Source organism: Halalkalibacter urbisdiaboli (assembly GCF_002156385.1).
In the GTDB taxonomy this organism is placed as follows: domain Bacteria; phylum Bacillota; class Bacilli; order Bacillales; family Bacillaceae_D; genus Halalkalibacter_A; species Halalkalibacter_A urbisdiaboli.
The window spans coordinates 780,440-801,305 of record NZ_MVJM01000003.1 but is presented as its reverse complement, the minus strand read 5'-3'; the positions used below and the strand labels follow the sequence as shown (position 1 = coordinate 801,305).

At 36.9% G+C, this 20,866-nt stretch carries 25 protein-coding genes and 1 other RNA gene; 7 read left to right on the top strand and 19 right to left on the bottom strand.

Annotated features, from left to right (window positions below):
• Positions 1–112: 112 nt before the first annotated feature.
• From B1R93_RS18345 to B1R93_RS18295, 11 genes are all read right to left on the bottom strand, one after another.
• Positions 113–1,630, bottom strand: coding sequence for a carboxypeptidase M32 (locus B1R93_RS18345; RefSeq protein WP_088105686.1), 1,518 nt, complete (start codon positions 1,628–1,630; stop codon positions 113–115).
• 162 nt (positions 1,631–1,792) lie between these two features.
• Complete coding sequence (locus B1R93_RS18340; protein WP_088105392.1) at positions 1,793–2,059, bottom strand: DUF2564 family protein; 267 nt, start codon at positions 2,057–2,059, stop codon at positions 1,793–1,795.
• A gap of 121 nt (positions 2,060–2,180) precedes the next feature.
• Positions 2,181–3,113, bottom strand: coding sequence for an HD-GYP domain-containing protein (locus B1R93_RS18335; RefSeq protein ID WP_245308324.1), 933 nt, complete (start codon positions 3,111–3,113; stop codon positions 2,181–2,183).
• A gap of 488 nt (positions 3,114–3,601) precedes the next feature.
• On the bottom strand, positions 3,602–4,747 hold the full coding sequence (locus B1R93_RS18330; protein ID WP_088105391.1) for a THUMP domain-containing class I SAM-dependent RNA methyltransferase: 1,146 nt from the start codon (positions 4,745–4,747) through the stop codon (positions 3,602–3,604).
• 167 nt (positions 4,748–4,914) lie between these two features.
• An RNA gene (gene rnpB / locus B1R93_RS18325) (RNase P RNA component class B) lies at positions 4,915–5,302 on the bottom strand.
• Between the two features lie 67 nt (positions 5,303–5,369).
• Positions 5,370–5,765, bottom strand: coding sequence for a reverse transcriptase-like protein (locus tag B1R93_RS18320; RefSeq protein WP_088105390.1), 396 nt, complete (start codon positions 5,763–5,765; stop codon positions 5,370–5,372).
• Positions 5,766–5,794: 29 nt separating this feature from the next.
• Positions 5,795–6,106 (bottom strand): cell division regulator GpsB, encoded by a 312-nt coding sequence (gpsB, locus tag B1R93_RS18315; RefSeq protein ID WP_088105389.1) that lies wholly within the window; start codon positions 6,104–6,106, stop codon positions 5,795–5,797.
• Positions 6,107–6,193: 87 nt separating this feature from the next.
• Positions 6,194–6,751, bottom strand: a complete 558-nt coding sequence (locus B1R93_RS18310; RefSeq protein WP_088105388.1) for an SLOG family protein — start codon at positions 6,749–6,751, stop codon at positions 6,194–6,196.
• An 89-nt stretch (positions 6,752–6,840) separates the two neighbouring features.
• Complete coding sequence (locus B1R93_RS18305; protein ID WP_088105387.1) at positions 6,841–7,383, bottom strand: spore coat protein; 543 nt, start codon at positions 7,381–7,383, stop codon at positions 6,841–6,843.
• Positions 7,384–7,776: 393 nt separating this feature from the next.
• The gene (locus B1R93_RS18300) at positions 7,777–9,045 is read right to left on the bottom strand and encodes a ribonuclease H-like domain-containing protein (protein WP_088105386.1); all 1,269 of its coding nucleotides are present in this window, start codon (positions 9,043–9,045) and stop codon (positions 7,777–7,779) included.
• Entirely contained in the window at positions 9,023–11,323 is a 2,301-nt protein-coding gene (locus B1R93_RS18295; protein WP_088105385.1) for a DEAD/DEAH box helicase, read from the bottom strand. Before B1R93_RS18295 ends, B1R93_RS18300 begins: the two co-directional genes overlap by 23 nt.
• Before the next feature lie 166 nt (positions 11,324–11,489).
• On the opposite strand from B1R93_RS18295, the gene B1R93_RS18290 reads away from it, so the two are divergent.
• Both B1R93_RS18290 and B1R93_RS18285 read left to right on the top strand, forming a co-directional pair.
• Complete coding sequence (locus B1R93_RS18290) at positions 11,490–13,115, top strand: DUF2339 domain-containing protein (RefSeq protein WP_165763869.1); 1,626 nt, start codon at positions 11,490–11,492, stop codon at positions 13,113–13,115.
• A 301-nt stretch (positions 13,116–13,416) separates the two neighbouring features.
• Positions 13,417–13,845 (top strand): hypothetical protein, encoded by a 429-nt coding sequence (locus B1R93_RS18285; RefSeq protein ID WP_088105383.1) that lies wholly within the window; start codon positions 13,417–13,419, stop codon positions 13,843–13,845.
• Positions 13,846–13,902: 57 nt separating this feature from the next.
• Here B1R93_RS18285 and B1R93_RS18280 read toward each other — a convergent pair whose 3' ends face one another.
• Positions 13,903–14,310, bottom strand: coding sequence for a hypothetical protein (locus B1R93_RS18280; protein WP_088105382.1), 408 nt, complete (start codon positions 14,308–14,310; stop codon positions 13,903–13,905).
• Between the two features lie 96 nt (positions 14,311–14,406).
• Here B1R93_RS18280 and B1R93_RS18275 point away from each other — a divergent pair, with 96 nt between their 5' ends.
• Positions 14,407–14,907 carry a metallophosphoesterase family protein gene (locus tag B1R93_RS18275; RefSeq protein ID WP_088105381.1) on the top strand — a complete coding sequence of 167 codons (501 nt, stop codon included), beginning with the start codon at positions 14,407–14,409 and terminating at the stop codon, positions 14,905–14,907.
• Between the two features lie 44 nt (positions 14,908–14,951).
• Here the strand turns inward: B1R93_RS18275 and B1R93_RS18270 are convergent, their stop codons facing one another.
• On the bottom strand, positions 14,952–15,134 hold the full coding sequence (locus B1R93_RS18270; RefSeq protein WP_088105380.1) for a hypothetical protein: 183 nt from the start codon (positions 15,132–15,134) through the stop codon (positions 14,952–14,954).
• A 223-nt stretch (positions 15,135–15,357) separates the two neighbouring features.
• On the opposite strand from B1R93_RS18270, the gene B1R93_RS18265 reads away from it, so the two are divergent.
• Complete coding sequence (locus B1R93_RS18265) at positions 15,358–15,621, top strand: DUF6154 family protein (RefSeq protein ID WP_088105379.1); 264 nt, start codon at positions 15,358–15,360, stop codon at positions 15,619–15,621.
• A 146-nt stretch (positions 15,622–15,767) separates the two neighbouring features.
• Positions 15,768–15,959 carry a hypothetical protein gene (locus tag B1R93_RS18260; RefSeq protein ID WP_088105378.1) on the top strand — a complete coding sequence of 64 codons (192 nt, stop codon included), beginning with the start codon at positions 15,768–15,770 and terminating at the stop codon, positions 15,957–15,959.
• 19 nt (positions 15,960–15,978) lie between these two features.
• Here the strand turns inward: B1R93_RS18260 and B1R93_RS18255 are convergent, their stop codons facing one another.
• A complete protein-coding gene (locus B1R93_RS18255) occupies positions 15,979–16,164 on the bottom strand; it encodes a type Z 30S ribosomal protein S14 (RefSeq protein WP_088105377.1) in 186 nt (61 codons plus the stop codon).
• 176 nt (positions 16,165–16,340) lie between these two features.
• Positions 16,341–16,748: a VWA-like domain-containing protein gene (locus tag B1R93_RS18250; RefSeq protein ID WP_088105376.1), complete on the bottom strand. Its 408-nt coding sequence runs from the start codon at positions 16,746–16,748 to the stop codon at positions 16,341–16,343.
• A gap of 265 nt (positions 16,749–17,013) precedes the next feature.
• Between B1R93_RS18250 and B1R93_RS23735 the strand changes: the two genes are divergently transcribed.
• Positions 17,014–17,142, top strand: a complete 129-nt coding sequence (locus B1R93_RS23735) for a hypothetical protein (RefSeq protein ID WP_280949494.1) — start codon at positions 17,014–17,016, stop codon at positions 17,140–17,142.
• 92 nt (positions 17,143–17,234) lie between these two features.
• Here the strand turns inward: B1R93_RS23735 and B1R93_RS18245 are convergent, their stop codons facing one another.
• The 4 genes from B1R93_RS18245 to B1R93_RS18230 form a co-directional block, all read right to left on the bottom strand.
• Positions 17,235–18,026, bottom strand: a complete 792-nt coding sequence (locus B1R93_RS18245; RefSeq protein ID WP_088105375.1) for an HAD family hydrolase — start codon at positions 18,024–18,026, stop codon at positions 17,235–17,237.
• Between the two features lie 74 nt (positions 18,027–18,100).
• Complete coding sequence (locus B1R93_RS18240; protein ID WP_088105374.1) at positions 18,101–18,394, bottom strand: 4a-hydroxytetrahydrobiopterin dehydratase; 294 nt, start codon at positions 18,392–18,394, stop codon at positions 18,101–18,103.
• A 23-nt stretch (positions 18,395–18,417) separates the two neighbouring features.
• Positions 18,418–18,987, bottom strand: coding sequence for a nitroreductase family protein (locus tag B1R93_RS18235; RefSeq protein ID WP_088105373.1), 570 nt, complete (start codon positions 18,985–18,987; stop codon positions 18,418–18,420).
• Between the two features lie 68 nt (positions 18,988–19,055).
• Positions 19,056–19,823, bottom strand: coding sequence for a TatD family hydrolase (locus tag B1R93_RS18230; protein WP_088105372.1), 768 nt, complete (start codon positions 19,821–19,823; stop codon positions 19,056–19,058).
• 87 nt (positions 19,824–19,910) lie between these two features.
• Here B1R93_RS18230 and B1R93_RS18225 point away from each other — a divergent pair, with 87 nt between their 5' ends.
• Positions 19,911–20,834 (top strand): MBL fold metallo-hydrolase, encoded by a 924-nt coding sequence (locus B1R93_RS18225; RefSeq protein WP_088105371.1) that lies wholly within the window; start codon positions 19,911–19,913, stop codon positions 20,832–20,834.
• The last annotated feature ends 32 nt before the right edge of the window (positions 20,835–20,866 follow it).

Genomic DNA, 20,866 nt, shown 5'->3' with positions numbered 1-20,866 from the left:
CTATACCATATCTTTTATTTGCTTTTAACATTTTTTTGAATGAAGCTGTCGAATAAAAGAAAAAGAGGATTCAATAGGTCATTACCTGTTGAATCCTCTTGTTTAATTGAGTTTAAAATGTGTACAAGCTTCGATATTTATTATCCAAATAGCGAATTAATGGTGCAGAATCGATCCCGCCACCTGTAATATCCTTAATGATATCAGCTGGCTTCTTCGTTTTACCATATTGGTGGACATTCGTTGTCATCCATTGTCGTATTGGGCTAAATTCACCATTTAATATGAGGTCATCAAAATTAGGAAGGTCCGTTAATAGCGCTTCCTTCATTTGGGCTGAATAAATATAACCAAGGGCATAGGAAGGAAAATAACCGAACGCTCCAAATGACCAATGAACATCCTGCAAAACACCTTCTCCATCATGTGTAGGTCGAACCCCAAGGTATTCATCCATCTTGTCATTCCAAATTTCTGGTAAATCTTTTACTTCAATTTGGCCTTCTATTAACGCCTTTTCCAATTCATACCTCAGAATAATATGTAAGCAATAGGTAAGTTCATCGCTTTCTATCCGAATTAGTGATGGCTTGGCCTCATTTACTGCAAAATAAAAATCTTCAAGTGAAATATGATCAAATTGGCCAGAAGAATGCTTTTTTAATAATGGGTATTGTCGCTCCCAGAAAGAAGGATTTTGCCCAACAAACTTTTCCCAAAATAATGACTGTGATTCGTGAATTCCCATAGACGTTCCATCACATAATGGTGTACCGATGAGGTCCTGCGAAATGTTTTGTTCATAAAGAGCATGACCACATTCATGTATCGTTCCAAATAAAGCGAGACGAAAATCAGATTCATTGTATTTCGTCGTTATTCTAACATCGTTCGGATTGATACCAATAGCAAACGGGTGAACCGTCTCATCTAATCGTCCAGCTTCGAAATCATAGCCAATATCCTTTAATAAATCTAAGCTTAACGCACGTTGATTCGACTTCGGAAAATGCTTATATAAGAACTCTGTCTTTGGTTGATTGGTTGACTCTGTAACCCCCTTTACTAACGGGATTAATTGGTCACGCAATTCGCCAAATACTTTATCAAGCGTATCAACAAAAACACCCGGTTCATAATCATCTAATAACGTATTATAAGGATGGCCCTTATAGCCCCAGTAATTAATAAAGCGTTTCTTATATTCAAGTAGTTTTTCTAAATTAGGGCGAAACATCTCAAAATCAGCTTTATCCTTTGCTTCCTCCCAAACAGTTTCTGACTGTGCTTGAAGCATCACATAATCCTTATACTCTTCTTTAGGAATTTTTACGTTTCTCTCAAATGCTTTGTGACATTCTTCCACTGTCTTTTTCGTAATAAACGACAGCTCATCTTGTACACTCCCTTCACGAAGTTCACCTAAATAACTAGCCATTTCCTCTGAGGTCGATAATTGAAATACTTCAGCTGACAATGTCCCAATCACTTCCGATCGTTGGTGCATTCCTTTTTTAGGAGCGCCAGTTCTAGAATCCCAAGCTAGTAACGAAAGTGCTTCATTAAAATCTTCAATTTTTTTCACATAAGCAAGAAAATCACGTTCTGTTGCTTTAATACGTTGGCTCATGACCATAACCCCTTTCTCCTTCCATTATTCTTTTGACTAGTTACCTCGATATCCTCTTTTTTAATAAGAAATAATTATAAGGAATTCACACAACAAAAAATAAGCCTCAATTAATTCTTAGTTCATTAAAAAAGCGCCCAACTAGGCGCATTCATTCCATCATTATTGCTTTGCTTCAGTTAATTGTTTTTCGGTGCGTTCAATCAACTCCGAAGCAAACTCAAAAAATTGTTCATCTACTCCTGTTTGTTGAGAAACCGCATGCTGGAATTGCTGCTTTGCTTGGTTTAATGCATCAGTTGCCGCTTGTAACTGGTCTTCATCCATACTCATCGTTGCTTGTCCAACCATGTGCTGAGCGGACTTGATCGCCATTTCAACTTGCTTTAAATCATTATAACCTGTGTTGATATTTTGATCATGTGTCATTTTATTGCCTCCCAAAATCGACGTATGTAAGCATCTGCTTATAGAATTAGTTTACGTCATACACCTTCATTTATTCATCTCACAATAGACAATTATTTTACATAATATATTTATCGTATCTTTATAATAAACGAATAAATTCTTCACCTTCACGTTCAAGTATTGAAAGCAACGAATCTGTAATATAAGGATCAAATTGTGTTCCCTTATTTTTTTGAAGCTCATCAACTGCGTAGTCTAATCCAATATCTTTACGGTAGACTCTTTTTGACGTCATGGCATCAAAAGAGTCTGCAATCGCGATGACCTTAGCAACAAAAGGAATTTCATCACCAAAAAGACCATTTGGATACCCCCGCCCATCAAGTCTCTCATGGTGGTATTTCACCATATCTAAAACGCCATTTTTTTTAAAGGTTGTTATGTGTTTAAGCGTTTCGTAGCCAATCCGAGGATGTTTTTGAATAAATTGGTATTCTTCATCAGATAAGCGTCCCGGTTTTGTTAAGATTCTTTCTGGCACCCCTATTTTCCCAATATCGTGAAGAAGACCGCCTACAAATAACGCCTCACACTGATACTCTGACATTTTCATCTCCTTACCAATTCGTTTAGCATAATGTGCAACGTTTTTCGAGTGGAAAGCGGTGTAAGGATCTCTCGAATCTAATGAATTGATTAATGCCGAAATAAGCTCATCCTTATGTTTTCTGGACAGGATTACATTTCTCATTAAGCCAACAGAGATAAACATAATAATGACATATGTAAACCAATGTAGGAGAGCAGTTTCGATTGTAGGCAATGGTTCAGGAGTTAAAAAAATTCTACTCATCACGACTAAAGTTCCGGACAAGAAAAGAAAACGATAGGATTTATCTACAAACCCTATACCTAATAAAATAACGGAGATTATATAAAGAGGATATAAAAAAAAACTTTCAACAAGAAATCCATTAATGATCGCACTAAGAAAAAAAACAACAAAAAAAAGATATCGATAAAACATTGTCGAGTAAAACCATTGATAAAATTTCTGTGTTAATCGTTTCATAAAAAACCCCCTACCCCTAGTAGGTTATGTACTCTTAGCGTATACGTGGTGGCTGTTTTTATACACGTAAATATAAGCGGCCTCTTATCACTACGATAAAAGGCCGCTTAACCTATTTCATCTTCAGTCATTATTACTATCCCTTTCAATAGATTTTAATCATTATGGATTATTTTGTCGTATGCACCAAATCGGCACATTTCGCTAACGCTACTTCATCGGAATCACGTCCTCTCATTAGCTAAAGCTATGTATTTCCTGTTAACATGATATCGACCTTCACATTTCCAACTCCTTTCTGTTAGCTTACGTTTATATTACTAAATAGTTTTTATTTTGTAAATATTCAAAATTTATTGTTTATTGTTGTATTTCACGAATTTCCTAGCTTAATCTCTTTATAGCTCTCTTTTTTGATATTTTTGATTTTTCTGTCTATTAAAAAAGTTTCATCTAAGGTAAACAACCTTTAGATGAAACTTCGACTTTTATGATTCTATTCTTGGCGGACGCGGCCCGAAAAACTGATAATAATCTGTTTTCAAATTCCCATTATAGAGCTTTCTCTTTTTTGTTGCTTTTTTTCCGTAAAGTTCCTCAAAGCCTTCATGTGAAGTAAGAACATAAATCGACCATGTATCTAGATGGTCCTGAAAAACCTTTCCCATATCACGATACATATGCTCGACTTCCTCGCGTTCACCTAATCTCTCACCATACGGTGGGTTCCCAACAAGAACACCATATTCACCGCGATGTCTAAAATCTTTCACTTGCATTTGCTTAAATTGAATGAGTTCCCCAAAACCTGCTTCCATTGCATTATTTTGAGCTAACTCCACACTACGATGGTCAATATCAGTTCCGAGAATATCGAGAGGCTGGTCATAGTTAGCAACATCCTCTACTTCTTGTCTTGCCTTGTCCCAACGCTCTTGACCGATCCAATGCCATTGTTCAGAGACAAATTCCCGATTAAACCCCGGAGCGATGTTTTGGCCAATCATGGCGGCTTCAATTGGTAATGTTCCAGAACCACAGAATGGATCTGCAAAAGGACGATCCGGTCTCCACGTTGTCAGCATAATCATCGCAGCTGCTAACGTTTCTTTTAATGGAGCTTGATTATGTAAATAACGATACCCTCTTTTATGTAATCCTGTACCACTTGTATCTATCGTTAACGTTGCTACATCTTTATGTAGTGCGACCTCAATCCGATAAAATGGTCCATTTTCATCAAACCAACCGCGCTTGTATCGTTTTTTCATACTTTCTACAACGGCTTTTTTTACAATAGCCTGGCAATCGGACACACTAAATAACTTCGATTTAACGGATTTACCGATTACGGGAAATTCCGCATGAACAGGAATAAAGTCAGGCCAAGGAAGCGCCTTTGTTTTTTCAAATAATTCGTCGAAAGTGAACGCTTTAAATTCTCCAATCTTTAGCTTTACACGATCGGCTGTTCTTAACCATAGATTTGCCCTTGGAATTGCAGATATATCGGCAGAGAACGTTACTTTTCCATTTTCAACCTGAACATCTTCATAACCTAAATCTTTAACCTCTCTTGCAACTAGAGCTTCTAATCCCATCGTTGCAGTGGCAATTAACGTAACTTTTTCCATGAATTCAAAACCCCTTATGTATGGACATGCTTTTTCCATTATACGCATTTCAGAATGTCATGACAAATTCATGTTAACATTTGAATAAATAATAGGGTAAATATCGATAAAAATAAAAAAACCCCTAAAAGGGGAGTTAGTGTCGCGTAAATTTTCATCATTAAGCATTCGATAAGCCATGTTCTGTTCCTTCGTACTGCAAACGGTGATGAACCTCGTACTCAGGTGGTAACCATCTATCTACAAGGAATACTCCTTGTCCTTCGAAGTCGTTCAATTCCGACTAAGAAGATTCCCCTACCAAATTTTGGGTTTCTCGCTCGAGGGGTTTACCTCGTTCCACTCCGTTCGTTTCCAAACGGACTTCGTCACTGTGGCACTTTCAAAGACATCACACCATATCAAAAGACGTAGGTGCTTATCTTGCCGTTAATCCAGTCGAAACCAGACTACCCTAGCTTATGAATTGGCTAGGCACGAACACTACGGGCATCGCAGCCCGTGCGAGCATGGACTTTCCTCTACATGATTAACATGCAGCGGTTACCTGAACGCTTAAATGTCAAAGCGACAATATTTATTATATCGCTAATATACAACCTATGCAATAGGGAATTACTGGTTATTCCCTTTGTTTCGAAATCGCTTTTCTAGCGAGCTCATCGGCATTTTTATTTTGCTTACTCGGAATCCATTTTAGAAAAAATAAATCAAACTTATCAATACGTATAAGGGCTTGTTCTAAATAACGCTGAAATTGTTTGTTCTTAACATACCGACGTTCAATCGCATCATCAATTAGCTTTGAATCCGTGCGAAACGAAGCGGTCGTAATTCCTTTTTCGAGACAGACATCTAGCCCTTTAATTAGCGCCTCATATTCAGCTTCGTGATTTGACATGACGCCTAATGGAAAAAAGTGTCCTTCCACCTGGCCATTTTTAAAATTGATAAAAACGCCTGCACCTGATGGACCTGGATTACCAGCACTTGCTCCGTCGATATATACCTCGATCAAACAAATCCTCTCCTTGATTCGTTATGAATCTATTCAAATAGCTTGTCACCAAAAACCTTTTTCTCAAGATTTGATAACCGTTGGAGAATATCATAATTTGTACTACCGACGGTCGGTGGTGTTACCTGTCTTTGTGGACGGTCAGATAATTTTTTAACTTCACGTTTTAGTTGCTGGTTTTCTTGCTCAAGCTGTTCAATTGCACGCTGAAATACCTCATAATCTTGAATGATCGTATCTAGAAATTTATCTACTTCATCAGGGTTGTACCCTCTCATACTCGATTTAAAATCTTTATTTAAGATATCTTTCGCTGTTAAACGAATTTCCTGATTATACAATTTTAATCACCTCTGCTAACGAATAAAAACAACCTAATACAATCTTTATTTTTTCAAAAGTTAAAGAGATTGTCAATTTGAATCTTTTTAGTCCCAATTTTCAGCAGCTTGTTCGTCCTGGACTAATAAATCTAAGTCGGTTGGCGTGATCATTAAGATCGAGAATTCTTTGAACTGCTGCTGCTTACGTGCTATTTCCAAGTAGTACAAGGGTGAGCCAGGTTTGTCTTCATCAAATAATATGAGTAATCCATCTACTTTAGAAATGATAAATTCATTTTTTAATCTCAGCTGACTAGGATTATCATAAGGCCGCTTTGTTATACTATCAACATAATCCGCTTCGTTTAATATCCTTGTATAGTATTCCTTTGTTGCATCTTGCCAGCGCTCCTCTTGTCCTAAAAACGGAGTGAGTACAGCAAGCTTTATGTTCGGGTATTGTTTTTTTAGACTTAATACAACTTCAGCAGCCCATAGTTCAACTCCAAGTTGTCCGCTAATGATTACCCATTCTAATCCCTCTTCAATTAAAGGAATAATTCGTTGTTCAATTGCTTTTTTTATGTAATAAATACCTTGATGTTTTTGATCGAATATCCCTAATTCATGTCCCTTATATCCTGTTATTGCAATAGTTTTCAATAAGCGCCTCCTTTTCCTCTTAGCCGCATCGAAACTCTATAATGAAGAAGAGCGAACAACATGTTCGCCCTTCTATAAATTCATACTCACTAGCAGCCACAAGACTTACCGAAACCCTTTTGTGCTCCTGCTACATGGCCTGGAAAAGGCTTATTTCCTTTTCCATAACCCGCCATTCCTGGCCCCGCTGGAGGTGTTGCTGCTCCTGCTACCATTCCCGGAAAAGGCTTATTTCCTTTTCCGTAACCTGGCATACCTGCTCCTGCCACCATTCCTGGTCCTGCTGGAGGTGTTGCTGCTCCTGCCACCATTCCTGGCCCTGCTGGAGGTGTTGTTGCTCCCGCTACCATTCCTGGCCCTGCTGGAGGTGTTGCTGCTCCTGCTACCATTCCTGGTCCTGCAGGGTATGGGTTAGGGTTCACAAACTGCTGGTGTGCAATGTTTTGAGCATATGATTGAGTGTGTGGATAGCTGTGCACATGCTTATAAACATGGTTTGTAACATTCGTAGTATGAGTCGGATGAACTTCTGGTACAATATATTCACATGTGCTTTCAACAACGTTACATTTTGTTGGGTGTACTACCGGTGGCATTACTCGAGATCTAACTGGTCTAGGATTACCAAACATAAGTTATTTCCTCCTTTTTTGTTGAGTCAATAATAACCTATGTTCAAAATCCACCTAGTGTCCTAGTTGTTTAACCTAATTATGTGAATTTTGTAAGATTAGGTTTTTGTCTAGTAAACTATTTAGGCTTGCTGAATCTCGCATTTCAACAGAAATAAGCAACGTTATACCAATCATTACAAAAAATAAAATTAAAAGGGCACGGTTCATAGTTCTCACTCTTTCATCTTTCCTATTTCTAGTACATATTGTACGCCCTTTCCTTATTTTTGACAATTTCTTTTCTATTGTTACAACGTTTTCATTCGCTTTGTTCACAAAATTGTTGCAAAATGTTGAAAGTCGGCTGTTTTTGCGCTTGCCCAGGAAATAAGTGTAGACATTTCCTTCATTTTATGCTCCCTTTATTTTCCGTTCCAATCGATTAATCCGTTTTTCTAGATCTGCTACTAGTTTTTCCTTTTTACCTTTGATTAAAGCACTGCGTTCTTTATATATTACTAATGCACATTTTGCAAAAAATAGAGCCTTTTCAATGTCCTTAAGTCCATGTTCGTATATTTTAGAGCATTCAATCGCACTTTCAACAGGATATCGATTTGCCTGTAAAAGGTCTTCATACGCTTGAAGGGCTTGTCTTATTAACTTTTTTTGTTTTAATAAACCAGCATAATAAAATAAACCATCATAAGAAACTGACTCTCCTAAAACAATAAGTTGCTCATATAAATTACTAGCAATCTCCTTTTCACCAAGATATTCATACCATCGCGCAATTTCAAAAAGTTCTCGTGGATGAAGTGATGCTTTTTCTCGGTCAGTAATGAGTAAAGATAGATGGGTGTATAACGTAACTAGAGACAGTACATCCCATTCATGATGCTTTAAAACACCTTCAACAAAACTAGGATCTCTTTCATTAACAAAATCAAAATACAACATCGGTACTAAATAACTTGGTGTGTCATCCTTTCGTTCGAAACCTAAAATATTAGATTCAACTACAGAAAGCTTACAGGACGGCAGCATTTCCTTCCACAATCTTCTTGATGCATGAAGTAAATCGAAATGTCCAAACCTAGGAAGCTGTGGAACTTGCTCCCGAACAAAGGTATGTCTTGTCTTTACCTGCGGCCAATCGAACGACTTCCCGTTATAAGTAACAAGGTTTTTCATTTGACCGACATCGGTTAAAAAATGATGATACAGAGAAACCTCCGCTTCTGGTCCCGGTAAAAAATATTGACGCACCCGTACATCATTTTCCCGTATTTGACTATAACCGAGAAGGAAAATCGTATTCCCTGCACCACTACTTAAACCTGTTGTTTCTGTATCAAAAAAGAGTAAATCTTCAGGTTTTCTCGCTTTCGCTGATAATGGATGGTTTTCGACATGATCTTGCCATTGTTTTATCGCTTTTTTTATTTCAAAGAAACGATAACGACCGTGTTGATGTTCAAGCGGATAATGCACATCACGAATCATCGTATACTGCCCTTCAAACCATACTGGTTTTGCCCCAAAGCTAGACCACTTTTCTAAATAAGGAATCGTATTTTCACCTTCTTGTTCATCCACCACAGGTTTAGATGGAACATGCTCTCCCCTCTCAAAGTTCATATGCTGCTTTAACCGATTAAGCTTTCCCTTTAACGCCATGCTCCTCCCTCCTTTGCAACAATCTGATTAATTTATAAACAACCTGTTTTACATTACCCGTAAACTCACTTGATGCGCCCACACAGGCTGGACACCCATCCTGACAGGAACATGATGAAAGAAGCTGCTTAACATTTTCAAGTATAAGGTCTATATGTCGATACACTTCCTTCGCTAACCCAATTCCCCCAGGATAGCGATCATACATAAAAATGGTAGGTGCCTCAGAGTGCTCCGCCTTCATTTGTGGGATCACATGGAGATCACTACGATCGCACATTACAAAGACAGGTGCTACATGCTGAAAAAGATGCGCAAGACCAATAAGGGCTTGATCAAGCGGTTCATCAACAAATTCATGTGCGATTTCATCTGAAAAGCTTAGCCACATTGCATTCGTATGGAGCTCTTCTTCAGGTAAATGAATTGGCCCAGACCCGATGTTTTCAAATGTAGAAAGACGTATTTTTTTAAATAAAGTAGCCTTTGCGTTGACCATTACATCTCCAAAGGAAACCTTCGTATAAGAGCTTGATTTATGGTCATCTTCTTCTAATACTCGTAGCTGGACGGCAAGATTTGCATCTGTAAAATATTCAACGGCCACTTCCCTTACAAACGCTTTTTTCTCATCCCAGTCAAGGTACTCAACCTGATATTGAACACCTTGGTGTAAATAAATGGCCTCATCATGAAGTAATGTCATTGCACTAAAACGGTCCATTTCTCCGATAACTGTAGGATGAGCAACATCGGACTGGTCAATAATGACAACATTTTCTTGTGATGCAGAACGCAGGCTAATCCCATGGGCTGGAAATGCATCATTCATCCAATACCACTTATCAACTCGATGATGAAGGACATGTTCCTCCGCTAAAAATTCAAGAATTTCTTCAATCTCTACCCCATCGAAGGTATCTCCCCTTTTAAAAGGTAGTTCATACGCTGCGCACTTTAAATGATCAACTAGAATAACGAGGTTATCAGGATTAATCCTTGCTGATTCTGGTGATTTTTCGAAAAAGAAATCCGGGTGCTGAATCACATATTGATCAATCGGGGTCGAGTTAGCCACCATAATGATTGCCGATTCATGCTGTCTTCGACCAGCTCGTCCAGCTTGCTGCCATGCACTTGCAATTGAGCCTGGATATCCAGTCATCACACAAACTTGAAGTTGTCCAATATCAACACCGAGCTCCAATGCATTCGTACTAACGACACCAAGTATCTCCCCCTGTCGAAGCCCACGTTCAATTTCACGCCGCTGCTTTGGTAAATAGCCACCTCGGTATCCGCGAATCGATTGAGGTCCGAGTTGTTTTTTTGTTAGCTCCTGTAAATGACTTAAAATAATTTCAACTCTTACACGGCTTCTAGCAAATACAATTGTTTGGATTTTGTTTTCGAGAAAGAGCTTAGCCAATTCATTTACTTCGACTGTGGCACTTTTACGAATGTTTAAAGCTTGATTAACAACTGGTGGATTATAAAAGATAAAATGCTTCTTGCCCCTTGGTGCACCATTATTATCGATAAGTCGCATCGGTTCACCAGTTAGCTCCTCAGCTAATTCCTTTGGGTTGGCGATCGTTGCCGAAGTACAAATGAACGTCGGATGACTCCCATAATAAGCAGCAATTCGTTTTAGACGCCGAATAACATTTGCAACGTGGCTTCCAAACACACCTCTATATGTATGTAATTCATCAATAATGACATATTTCAAATTTTCAAAGAATGCGACCCATTTTGTATGATGGGGCAAAATCGCAGAATGGAGCATATCAGGATTTGTGATTACAACATGCCCAGCCGTCCGAACAGCTTGTCGTATATTCGGAGCTGTATCTCCATCATATGTGAAGCACTTCACATTGATATCCATTTCAGTTATAAATTCGTTTAACTCACTTTTTTGATCTTGAGCTAGCGCTTTTGTAGGAAATAAATATAAAGCGCGACTCTCTTTATCCTCTGTTATTTGCTGTAATACTGGTAAGTTATAGCATAAAGTTTTACCTGAAGCAGTTGGTGTAACAGCAACCAAATTTTCCTTAGCAACAGCTAGCTCAAATGCACTGCTTTGATGCGTATAGAGCTCATAAATACTTCTACGCTTTAACCCTTCTTTAATACGGTCATTCATTCCCACTGGAAAGGCTTTTGTCTTTGCTTCAACTGCCTCCATTTCATGCCAATAAACAATTTGGTCCTTATACTTCTTGTTCGATTTAAGTTCTTCTAATAATTGTGCTAGATTCTGTTTAAACATCCGTTCCACCCCATTATAGTCCTACTATTATTGTAGCGAATGTTTGTTTGTTTTTCTAGAACTCAATCTTATAAATCGGTTGTAAACGGTTAGTAAAAAAAGCCAATTGTCCATTTTTTACATGTGCTGTATAGTAAACAGATAAGAATAAAAGAAGGTGACTGACGTGAGCGATGAAAAATATGAATTGTTAGAGAAAAGAGTTTCTCAACTTGAACATGAAGTACAACGCTTAAAACAACAGAACTCCAAAATAACCGTTCAAGCTAGTAAAAGTGAATCATTCCACCACCAAACGAAACCTCCTACAAAAAAAGAAACGAAAAAAATTGATTGGGAAAAGCAAATCGGCCAAGTATGGCTTCCGCGTATTTTTTTATTTGTGTTTCTTATTGGACTCATTTGGGGATTTAAAGCCGTAGCTGATTATGGCTTATTAAATGAACTAGCACGAATGCTCCTCGCCTACGTCCTTGCTGGAGCTGCACTATGTTTAGGTATAAAACAAATGAAAGCAAACCGGTCAGGCTTTGCTCAAGTATTACTCGGTGGAGCGGTTGTTATCTTCATTTTAGCTACTTTTGCTGGAAACATGCTATATGGTTACATCCCATCTTCATTGGCTTTAATTTTAAATTTCGGTTGGGCTTTACTAGGTATTTATCTTGCTCATCAATACAATTCGCAACCTATTGCACTATTAGCAGGTGTTGCGGGATTTTTAGCACCCTTCCTTATTAGAAGTGATGTTGGTAACGTCTATTTATTTGTAGGCTATGAATTATTTTTTTATTTGATACTGCTCATGTTTTCATTACGTAAATCATTTCGCTATTTGTTCATAGCTTCAGTGGTATTATTCCACGCTGCATTCGTTGCCTTTAAAATGAGTCCTGCAGCTGATTCTACAATTGTTGTTACAGCAATTATTATCCAGCATCTCACTTTATTTATCGCTTTTATTAGATTAAATGTCATGAAATATCAGCTAGCGATGCTTTTTACAAGCTTTATCTTAACTATAATGTGGGTCTCGATTATTCACTCAGACATGTATCTCTCATTTTTAATTGCAGCAATTCTCCTTTATAGTAGTGCTTGTATATATTTCTGGAGAAACAATCAGGAGTTTCTTCAAGTCATGTTTCCTATTTTAACGATTGCGATGACTTTCTTTTTCATTGAATTACTTGATTATAAGATGGTCGGGATTGCCTTACTACTTGTCTCATGTACCTCGTTATTCGTTGGCTTTAAGCTAAAAGCTACTCTTCAAAAAGTAATTGGAACGATGGTATATTTGCTATCCATTTTTCTTATTGTCTTTAATGGAATCCAGCAATTGCTTTCTGAAGAAACATTTGCGTGGGTCTTGTTATTTGTAACAGTCTTTTTTATAAAACTTTTATTACAAGAGCATAAGAAGGAACTGGAGCATTCAGTTAATGTTAATGGTCTAATAACAGGATTACTTATTGTTCATGGACTGTTTATGCTCCATTTTTTGATGATGGTTGGAACGCTCTTTACCGAATCTTACAGCGCGAGTATAACGAGTTTAACCGTATCCTTTTTATGGGCGATCTTTGCTGTAACTAGCATCGTTTATGGAGTAGTTAAACAACGTAAACCAGTTCGGATTTTTGGAATTGCACTTATCTTTTTAACATTAATTAAGGTGATTATAGCTGACTTACCTCATGTTTCAATGGTTATTAAAGCGATTCTTTTCCTTGGTTTAGGTGGGATTGGCGTCCTCCTTTCGAGATTATTTTATACCGAAAGAAAATAAAACATATTAATTTGTTCATGAAGGGGTGTCCCAAAAGGTCAAAGGCCTATTGAGGCACCCTTTAAATTATCATTCGTTAACTATTTTATATTTATAAATTTCATTCCAATTACGGTACGTGAAATTAATAATTGGTTTTATCACAGACGTCTATGTTTTAATGAAAAACTGCAAAGCGAATTAAAATAAAACGCTTTCACAAAGTTTATGAATTATAGTAAACTAAATGTAAGAGGTTTCTTTTTTTGTTGCTAACGATTGTTTATTGCCTATTCATTATTTGAGGATGAGGTGAGAGAAATTGATACATTCGTTTATTTATGATTCCCTATCCATTGATGTGAAGAAGCAACAAATTAACGACATTGTAAAACAAGTGTTTAAATTAGATTTCGCTATATTTTGGGGATTCGACCGAGGAAAAATGATTCTAAACATTTATAATGATAAAATGAACAATAAGTTGATGTTTATTCGACGTAAAGGACACCTTGAACTTATTTGGGCTAAATTTAGCTGTGAGAAGATTATCGATGTTTTAGAAAATGTAATTCACATTAATACAATACGAAACGAACAACAGAAATTTAACAATATTGCAGCAAAAGAGTTACAGTATCAGCAAATTGATTACTACCTTACTGAGTTACATTATTATATGGAAAAGAACAATCAAGTTAAAATTAACGAGACTAAAGGCATTTTGAAGAATTTGCTTTCATCGTTTTAAGTGCTTTCACCCCCTACATGAACTTCTCAATAAGGGGGTGATATTTGTATGACAGGATTATTCAATCGGTCCTAATAGCAGTTTTTGATTATAGTACGGCTCAGGCTTCATCATTGATGGGGCACCTTCGCTTATGAGAAGATTTATTTCCTCAGGTGTTAATTGTATTGTGCCCTTAGGGATCAATTGTACAATTTCTTCAGCAGAGAGGGATTCGACTGGATCTGGTAAAAGCTGTGCGATTTCTTCCCTTGTAAAGTATTGTGAGGTATGGCTTGCTTCTTGAATCATAATCGCGTTATTTTCATTAACAGGATTGTTGTGTATAGTAGGAATTCCGACTTGTCGAGGTGTTTGATTATCACTTTGCGTTAAAAATTCAGTTTCACCGTTTGATTGGTTATCGACATTGCATGCCGTGATGACTATTGTTAAAATCATGAATAAGATGTAGCGTATTTTCATATTAATTCGCACTCCTTACAGTTTATTCAAGACAGTTTTCGAACCTTCATTCTATTATTCGTAAATTCCATTTCAACTATGTAAAGGTAGGAACAGATGAATATTATCGTTATATCAGACACCCACATTCCTAAACGCGCAAAAAAGCTTCCTACATTTCTGATCCAAGACCTTCAGAATGCAGATTTAATTATTCATTCAGGTGACTGGAATGATATGAGCGTTTATCGTGAATTGCAACAATATGCTCCCGTAAAGGGGGTTCATGGAAATACCGATGATGTAGAAATAAAAGAAGTATTTCCGGATAAGTTATTGATCGAGATTGCTAACGTAACAATCGGCGTTGTCCACGGACACGGACAAAAAGGTACAACTGAAAAGAGGGTCATTACTGCCTTCAAGGAAGAAAAGGTTGACCTTGTCATTTTCGGCCATTCACATATCCCCTGCTCCAAAAAACTTGACAATGGTTGTATTCTTTTCAATCCTGGTTCTGCTACCGATAAAAGAAAACAAGCTCAATACTCATACGGAAAAATTAAAATTGAACGTACATTAGAAATTGAACATGTTTTTTATGTTAATAAAACCTAAAAAGGTGTTACAAAAGGAAACTCCTCTGTAACACCCCGTTTTGATTACTGAAATTGAGTTGGGGATTGTTGACTAAACTGAGTTTGTGCTGAATACTGAGTTGCCTGTTTTAATCGTTGATTTTCTTGTATTAATTGGTTACACATAGCATAAAGCTGTTGAATTTGCTGACTAGCCATATTTTCATGCTGACCAATTTGTTGTAGCTGGCTAGAAACCTGCTTCAATTGGTTCGCATGCTGTCCATCTGCTGCATTTGCTGTAACATCTGTTGCAGCTGTCCACTTACATTCGTTGAGTTCATCTGATTAAACATCTGTGTATCCTCCTAGAAATCATTTATCATATTTCCTTAAATAGACTAACCAACATTTTACTATCTTATGTGCTAATATTTTCTTTTTTTTAGTGAAAGCTATGGACTACTTATGTAGTTGAGGAGGACTTAAGATGAAATTTGTGGATGATCTTTATGCCCTTTATAAAAATCATTTAACAGGAAATGAAGAGGATGCCTTTATTATTATTGAAGGGATTTTACAAGATTTTAGCAGCAATGATATTAATAAAATGATTACTGATATGTCAGACCGTGAACGCAATGAGATGTTTTCCCTTTTTTTATATGAAAAATTCCGATTAAAGGTTGCAGAAGAAGGCGTAGGACAAACAAAAAACAAAGATGACCAAGGTGATATTAAGTACTTTCATTAAAAGTCAAAAAGATTTAACTGATGTCGCGGTTAAATCTTTTTTATTTTTAGAAACGAAAAACGAATTTCACTAATTTTTTATCAATTGTCACATCCTCCCCTCACCGTGCATACAGTACAATAACCCAAATGTAGTGGAGGTTATCTATGAGAATTGAAAAAAGAGTGACCTATTACGGTTATGACCTCGTAATTAACCACGTATTACATAAGCGGTGTTTGAACTGTGGAAAATGGTATGAATTTGATGGGGAAATGGGATTTTGTCAAACCTGCCTACTTGATTTTAAACAACGTAACATCAAAAATAAAAAACAAAAAAAACCTAGCCCTTTTTAAAAGGACTAGGTTTTACTTATTACCAACTCGCTTTTTTAAGTCCGGGGATTTGACCTTTATAGGCAAATTCACGAACACAAATACGGCAAAGCTTGAACTTTCTTAATACTGAATGAGGACGACCACAATTTTGGCAACGTGTATATTCGCGTACTTGATACTTCTGAACACGGTTTGCTTTAGCAATCATGGATTTTTTAGCCATCATAAATTCCTCCTTTTCCAAAAGATTAATTTATAATAAAGTATGTTATTGATAATATAGACTTTTTATTTTATACGTTTAGTCGTTTTATGTCTTTATGAAACGACTGGACGTTTTGGTATAATTGACCACATTAAAAGGCTAATTCAGAATCCTGAATTAGCCTCCCAAAAATTTTACGCAATTTTCAACGTTTTGCCAAAAGGTACTTTAGGAATAAAATCATTCGGAACTAACCAGATGACCTCATAATCAACTTGTAAATCCTCATAGAAATATCCTGTTACATCAGTAATATAAAATAGAGTATCAATTTTTTCTTCTTTTCCCCACTCTAATACCTCAGTATATGAAGACTTTCCATGGGTAAAAAACTGAATTTTAGTTTTCTGAATGGATGAGATATCTCTGATTTTAAAATCGGATTGAACTAGGGTCGTGTCTGGATTTACTTCTTTAAAAAGCGTAATAATGCTATTAATTAGTTTTTGGTTTGTTTCATTCGTTGACGTATCAATTGCTAATGCAATATTTTTATCTGCTTGCTTTTGAATCATACTTAAAAGTGATTTTTGCCATCTCATCTGTTTCAGCTCCTAACCTTCATTATCAAAGCAGATTTATTATATGACATCGCCTAATCGAATATGTGTTGAAACGTAGGTGAAAAGTACGTAATTTGTTCAATACATTAAAATTTACAGGAACAAAACGCTTTAATTCGAGAACAGCATTGAAAGTTATAAATAATTAGACGGAATTAGACAACCAGAGACAAAGATAGTCAAAGGAGTAACGTGTTTCTAATGGAATCTTTATAGAAGAATAGACAGCAAAGGAGTTTTTTTTATGAGAACAAAAAGAAGAAGTGAATGGAAAACTCATTGGAAAAAATATAAGCATCTTTATAAAGGAAACCGCATTGAAAGACGGAATAAATGGAGAATCAAATGGGAACATCGATATAAAGCAAGTTAAGTAGTTGAGTAGTCCATTATGATAGACTACTTTTTTATACACTATTACGGTACATGAAATTCAAAAAAGAGCACGACTATGTGCTCTTCAGTTTACTTTTGATTCAGTTCATTTAAAATGGGATATAATTCTTCTAAGTGCTTAATCTCATAATCTGGAACTACTTCATTTCTTTGTTTATCATGACGATTAATCCATACCGATTTCATTCCAACTCGTGAAGCACCTAAAATATCTGTCATTAAATTGTCGCCAACCATAATCGCTTCGTCTTTGTTAAGATTCATTAACGATAATGCGTGTTCAAAGATTGTCACATCTGGCTTTCCTCTTCCAAAGGCACCTGAAATGACGATTTCATCAAAATACGGAACGAGTTCTGGGGTAATATCCAGCTTTGTATTCTGTAAATCAGGAGACCCGTTTGTTAAAAGTAGAAGCTTGTACTTCCCTTTTAATTCATCAAGCACCTGAAAAGATTCCTCATAAACAAATGGCTTGTTGCGACGCTCCGCTGGAAAACGCTCAGCTAATTCCGCCCCGAAATCAGGGTCATCAATACCGAGGGCCTTCAGTCCTCTCGTCCATGCTTCTTTACGATATGTAGGGACAATGTCTTTCATTTTTCTAAAGTTGTCATCATCGTCCAAAAAATTACCCCAAAGACCTTCAAATGGGTTAATTCCGATCATTTGAGTAAAATCATACGTTTCATATGAAGCGTAAAGCTCTCTTGCTTCTTTACGAACCGCTTCTTCAAATTCTTCTAAGTCAAGATTATACTTTTCCTGCGCAACTTTACATGTTGCCACAAATGCTTCCTTTACACTCTTTTGATCCCATAATAACGTGTCATCTAGGTCAAAAAATACAGCTTTAATCATTATAGTGCCCTCTTTCTTAGAAATTTCTCACAAATTCAAGATTACAGTGTATTTTGCAAGAAGTAAATAGTCACTTATGCTTTACTATAATAAAGCTGATCATATTCCTCGATAAGCTTTAAATCAAGCTCAGTAATACCGTTTGCTTTCCAAGATGAGAGCTTAAGTGTTACGACAATATAGTCAATAGCGATAAAAGGATGATGGTTCTCTCTTTCTGAAAGCTCGGCAATTTTATTCACAAAGCGAATTCCATGTAAATATGATTTGAAACGGTATTTTTTCACAAGCCATTTCTCATCCTGAACTGTCCAGCCTTCAACGGTTTCTAGCTTTTCTTGGATCGTCGCATGATTCAGCTTTTCCATAAACTCCTCCATTTCGTTTCAAATTATAGCCAAGTCGTTTTATCCGAAAATGGTGTTCGTTTTGAAGGCTTCATTTTTTCTAACGATTCTTGGTCCGGGTAACCTAGATAAACGGTACCGATGATTTTTTTATGATTAGGTGAACCAATAAATTCATGCAAGCGTCTATCCCGAACAAGGCCAACCCCTCTTGTTCGCCAAACAAACCCTAATCCTAAATCTTTTGCCGCAAGCCACATTGAGTGAATAGCGCAGCATACAGCATATTCGTTATCACCCGTTGCTTCCTCATCGCCTTCAACAATATCTGACGTGACGATTATTATAACAGGCGTAGTAGAAACTACCTTTAACGAACTTTCAACCAAGTGCGGTTTTGTAGGAAAACGTTCTTCAAGATACTCTTTTGCTAGTCGTTCATACCTTGACTTCGCTTCCTCTTGAACCACGTAAAAGCCCCACGGTTCCCTCATTCTATCATTAGGGGCCCATGTAGCAGCCTCTAATAATCTCTCAATTTTTTCTTTTTCTACTGGTTTGTTTTCATAGTTTCGTATTGCTCTTCTAGATTTTAATAGCTCAAATGTATCCATACACTCTCTCCTAACTATTTAAATAGTCCTTTTTATTGTAACGTGCTCATTTTCACACGAGCAAGTAATCAAGCTTTTCCTACATAACAATTTAATGTATTTCGTGTAAGCTGTTTTTCCAATTCAGTTGTATTGATTCGTTTTAGCCTTGCAATTGTTTGAACCATCTCTTCTAAAAACAGAGGAGTAGTACGCTCCTGTTTAAACATTGGATGATGATATTCCCACGGCCCATCTGTTTCAATAAGCAATTGTGATAACGGTACTTGCATAAGCAACTGCTGATCCCTTTCACGATAACAAACTTCAGGAGTGACAGTTAGATAATAACCAGATTCAACGATCGCCTGCAACACATCTGCCGGTGCCTTTAACCAATGAAAGTGTGCTTTATTAATTTTGTACGTCTTAAGTAATTGTAACACAAGCCCTGCTTTATCATGCACAGCATGAAGAGCTACGGGAAGCTTATGCTCATTAGCAACTTCAAAGCACTCAGCTAGAAACTGAATATAGTCAGGTAAGGAATTGGAAAGCTTGTCTAATTGATAATGTGGTAACCCGATTTCACCAATCCCTGTAATCCGTTTTCGTTCCAAGCGAATAAGTGATTTCCACTCCTCAAGTTCTTTTACTTTTGGTAGTTCATATTCAGGGTGAAAACCAACACATGCAAAAACAAAGTCAGGATATTTTTCTTTTAATTCTAATGTTCTGTAGGACGACGCTAAATTGTTCGAAACAGCAATCACACTCTTAACTCCACCCATTCGCCATCGTTCAATCTGATCGGAGATACGATCATATTGTTCTAGATGAATATGAGCATCAATCATTCGTTTCAACTCCTTTTTGTGTTTTTCTTCGTCATAATGGTTATTCTACATAATGATACCATCGTTACATTGAATGGGTGATACTGGTTGAGAAAACGATATAGCAACAACAATAGCATCAATTATCGCTTTAGACTGCAAGACGTTTGGAAGTTTAGTGTAGAAAAATTTCGGGCAAAAAAAGATTTAAAAACTCAAATCCCTTATACGAAAGAACGAAAAATCTCTGCTATTCAAGCTAACAATACTACAACCTCTTATACATGGATAGGGCATTCAACCTTTCTTATTCAGCTACAAGGGTTAAACATATTAACTGATCCCGTTTGGGCTAAAAGAATGGGCTTCGAAAAAAGACTTAGAAGCCCGGGAATGAAAATAGATGAGTTACCGCTCATTGATATTGTCCTCATTTCCCACGGACATTACGACCATTTAGAGTTTTCTACATTAACAAAGCTAAAAGGAAAACCAACGTTTTATGTGCCGATTGGATTAAAGCAGTCATTTATCAAAAGAGGGTTAACCAATGTTAAAGAAGCCTCTTGGTGGGATTCATTTAAGCATGAAGAGGTATTACTCCATTTTGTCCCAGCACATCATTGGGTACGACGTCATCCTTTTGACTTCAATCGATCACATTGGGGTGGCTGGATTCTTCAAACTGAAAATGACTGCCTCTACTTTGTTGGCGACACCGCTTACTTTGAAGGGTTTTATGAAATCAGAAATCGCTTTCAGATTAATACTGTGTTTATGCCCATTGGCGATTATGAACCAGAATGGTTATGTCATACCTCTCACATAAGCCCGGAAAAAGCCATACAAGCGTATCTAGATATAGGAGCGACTCATTTTATACCTATGCATTACGGAACATTCAGACTGTCTATTGATACAGGTCCCGAGGCTCTTGAACGACTACAAAAAGAATGGCGGCGCTTAAAGCTCCCTCCTGAACAGCTTAAAGTTTTAAAAATCGGTGAATCATATTTTTACGATGATATGTAACAGGGGTATCCCAAACGTGTTCTGACTTTGGG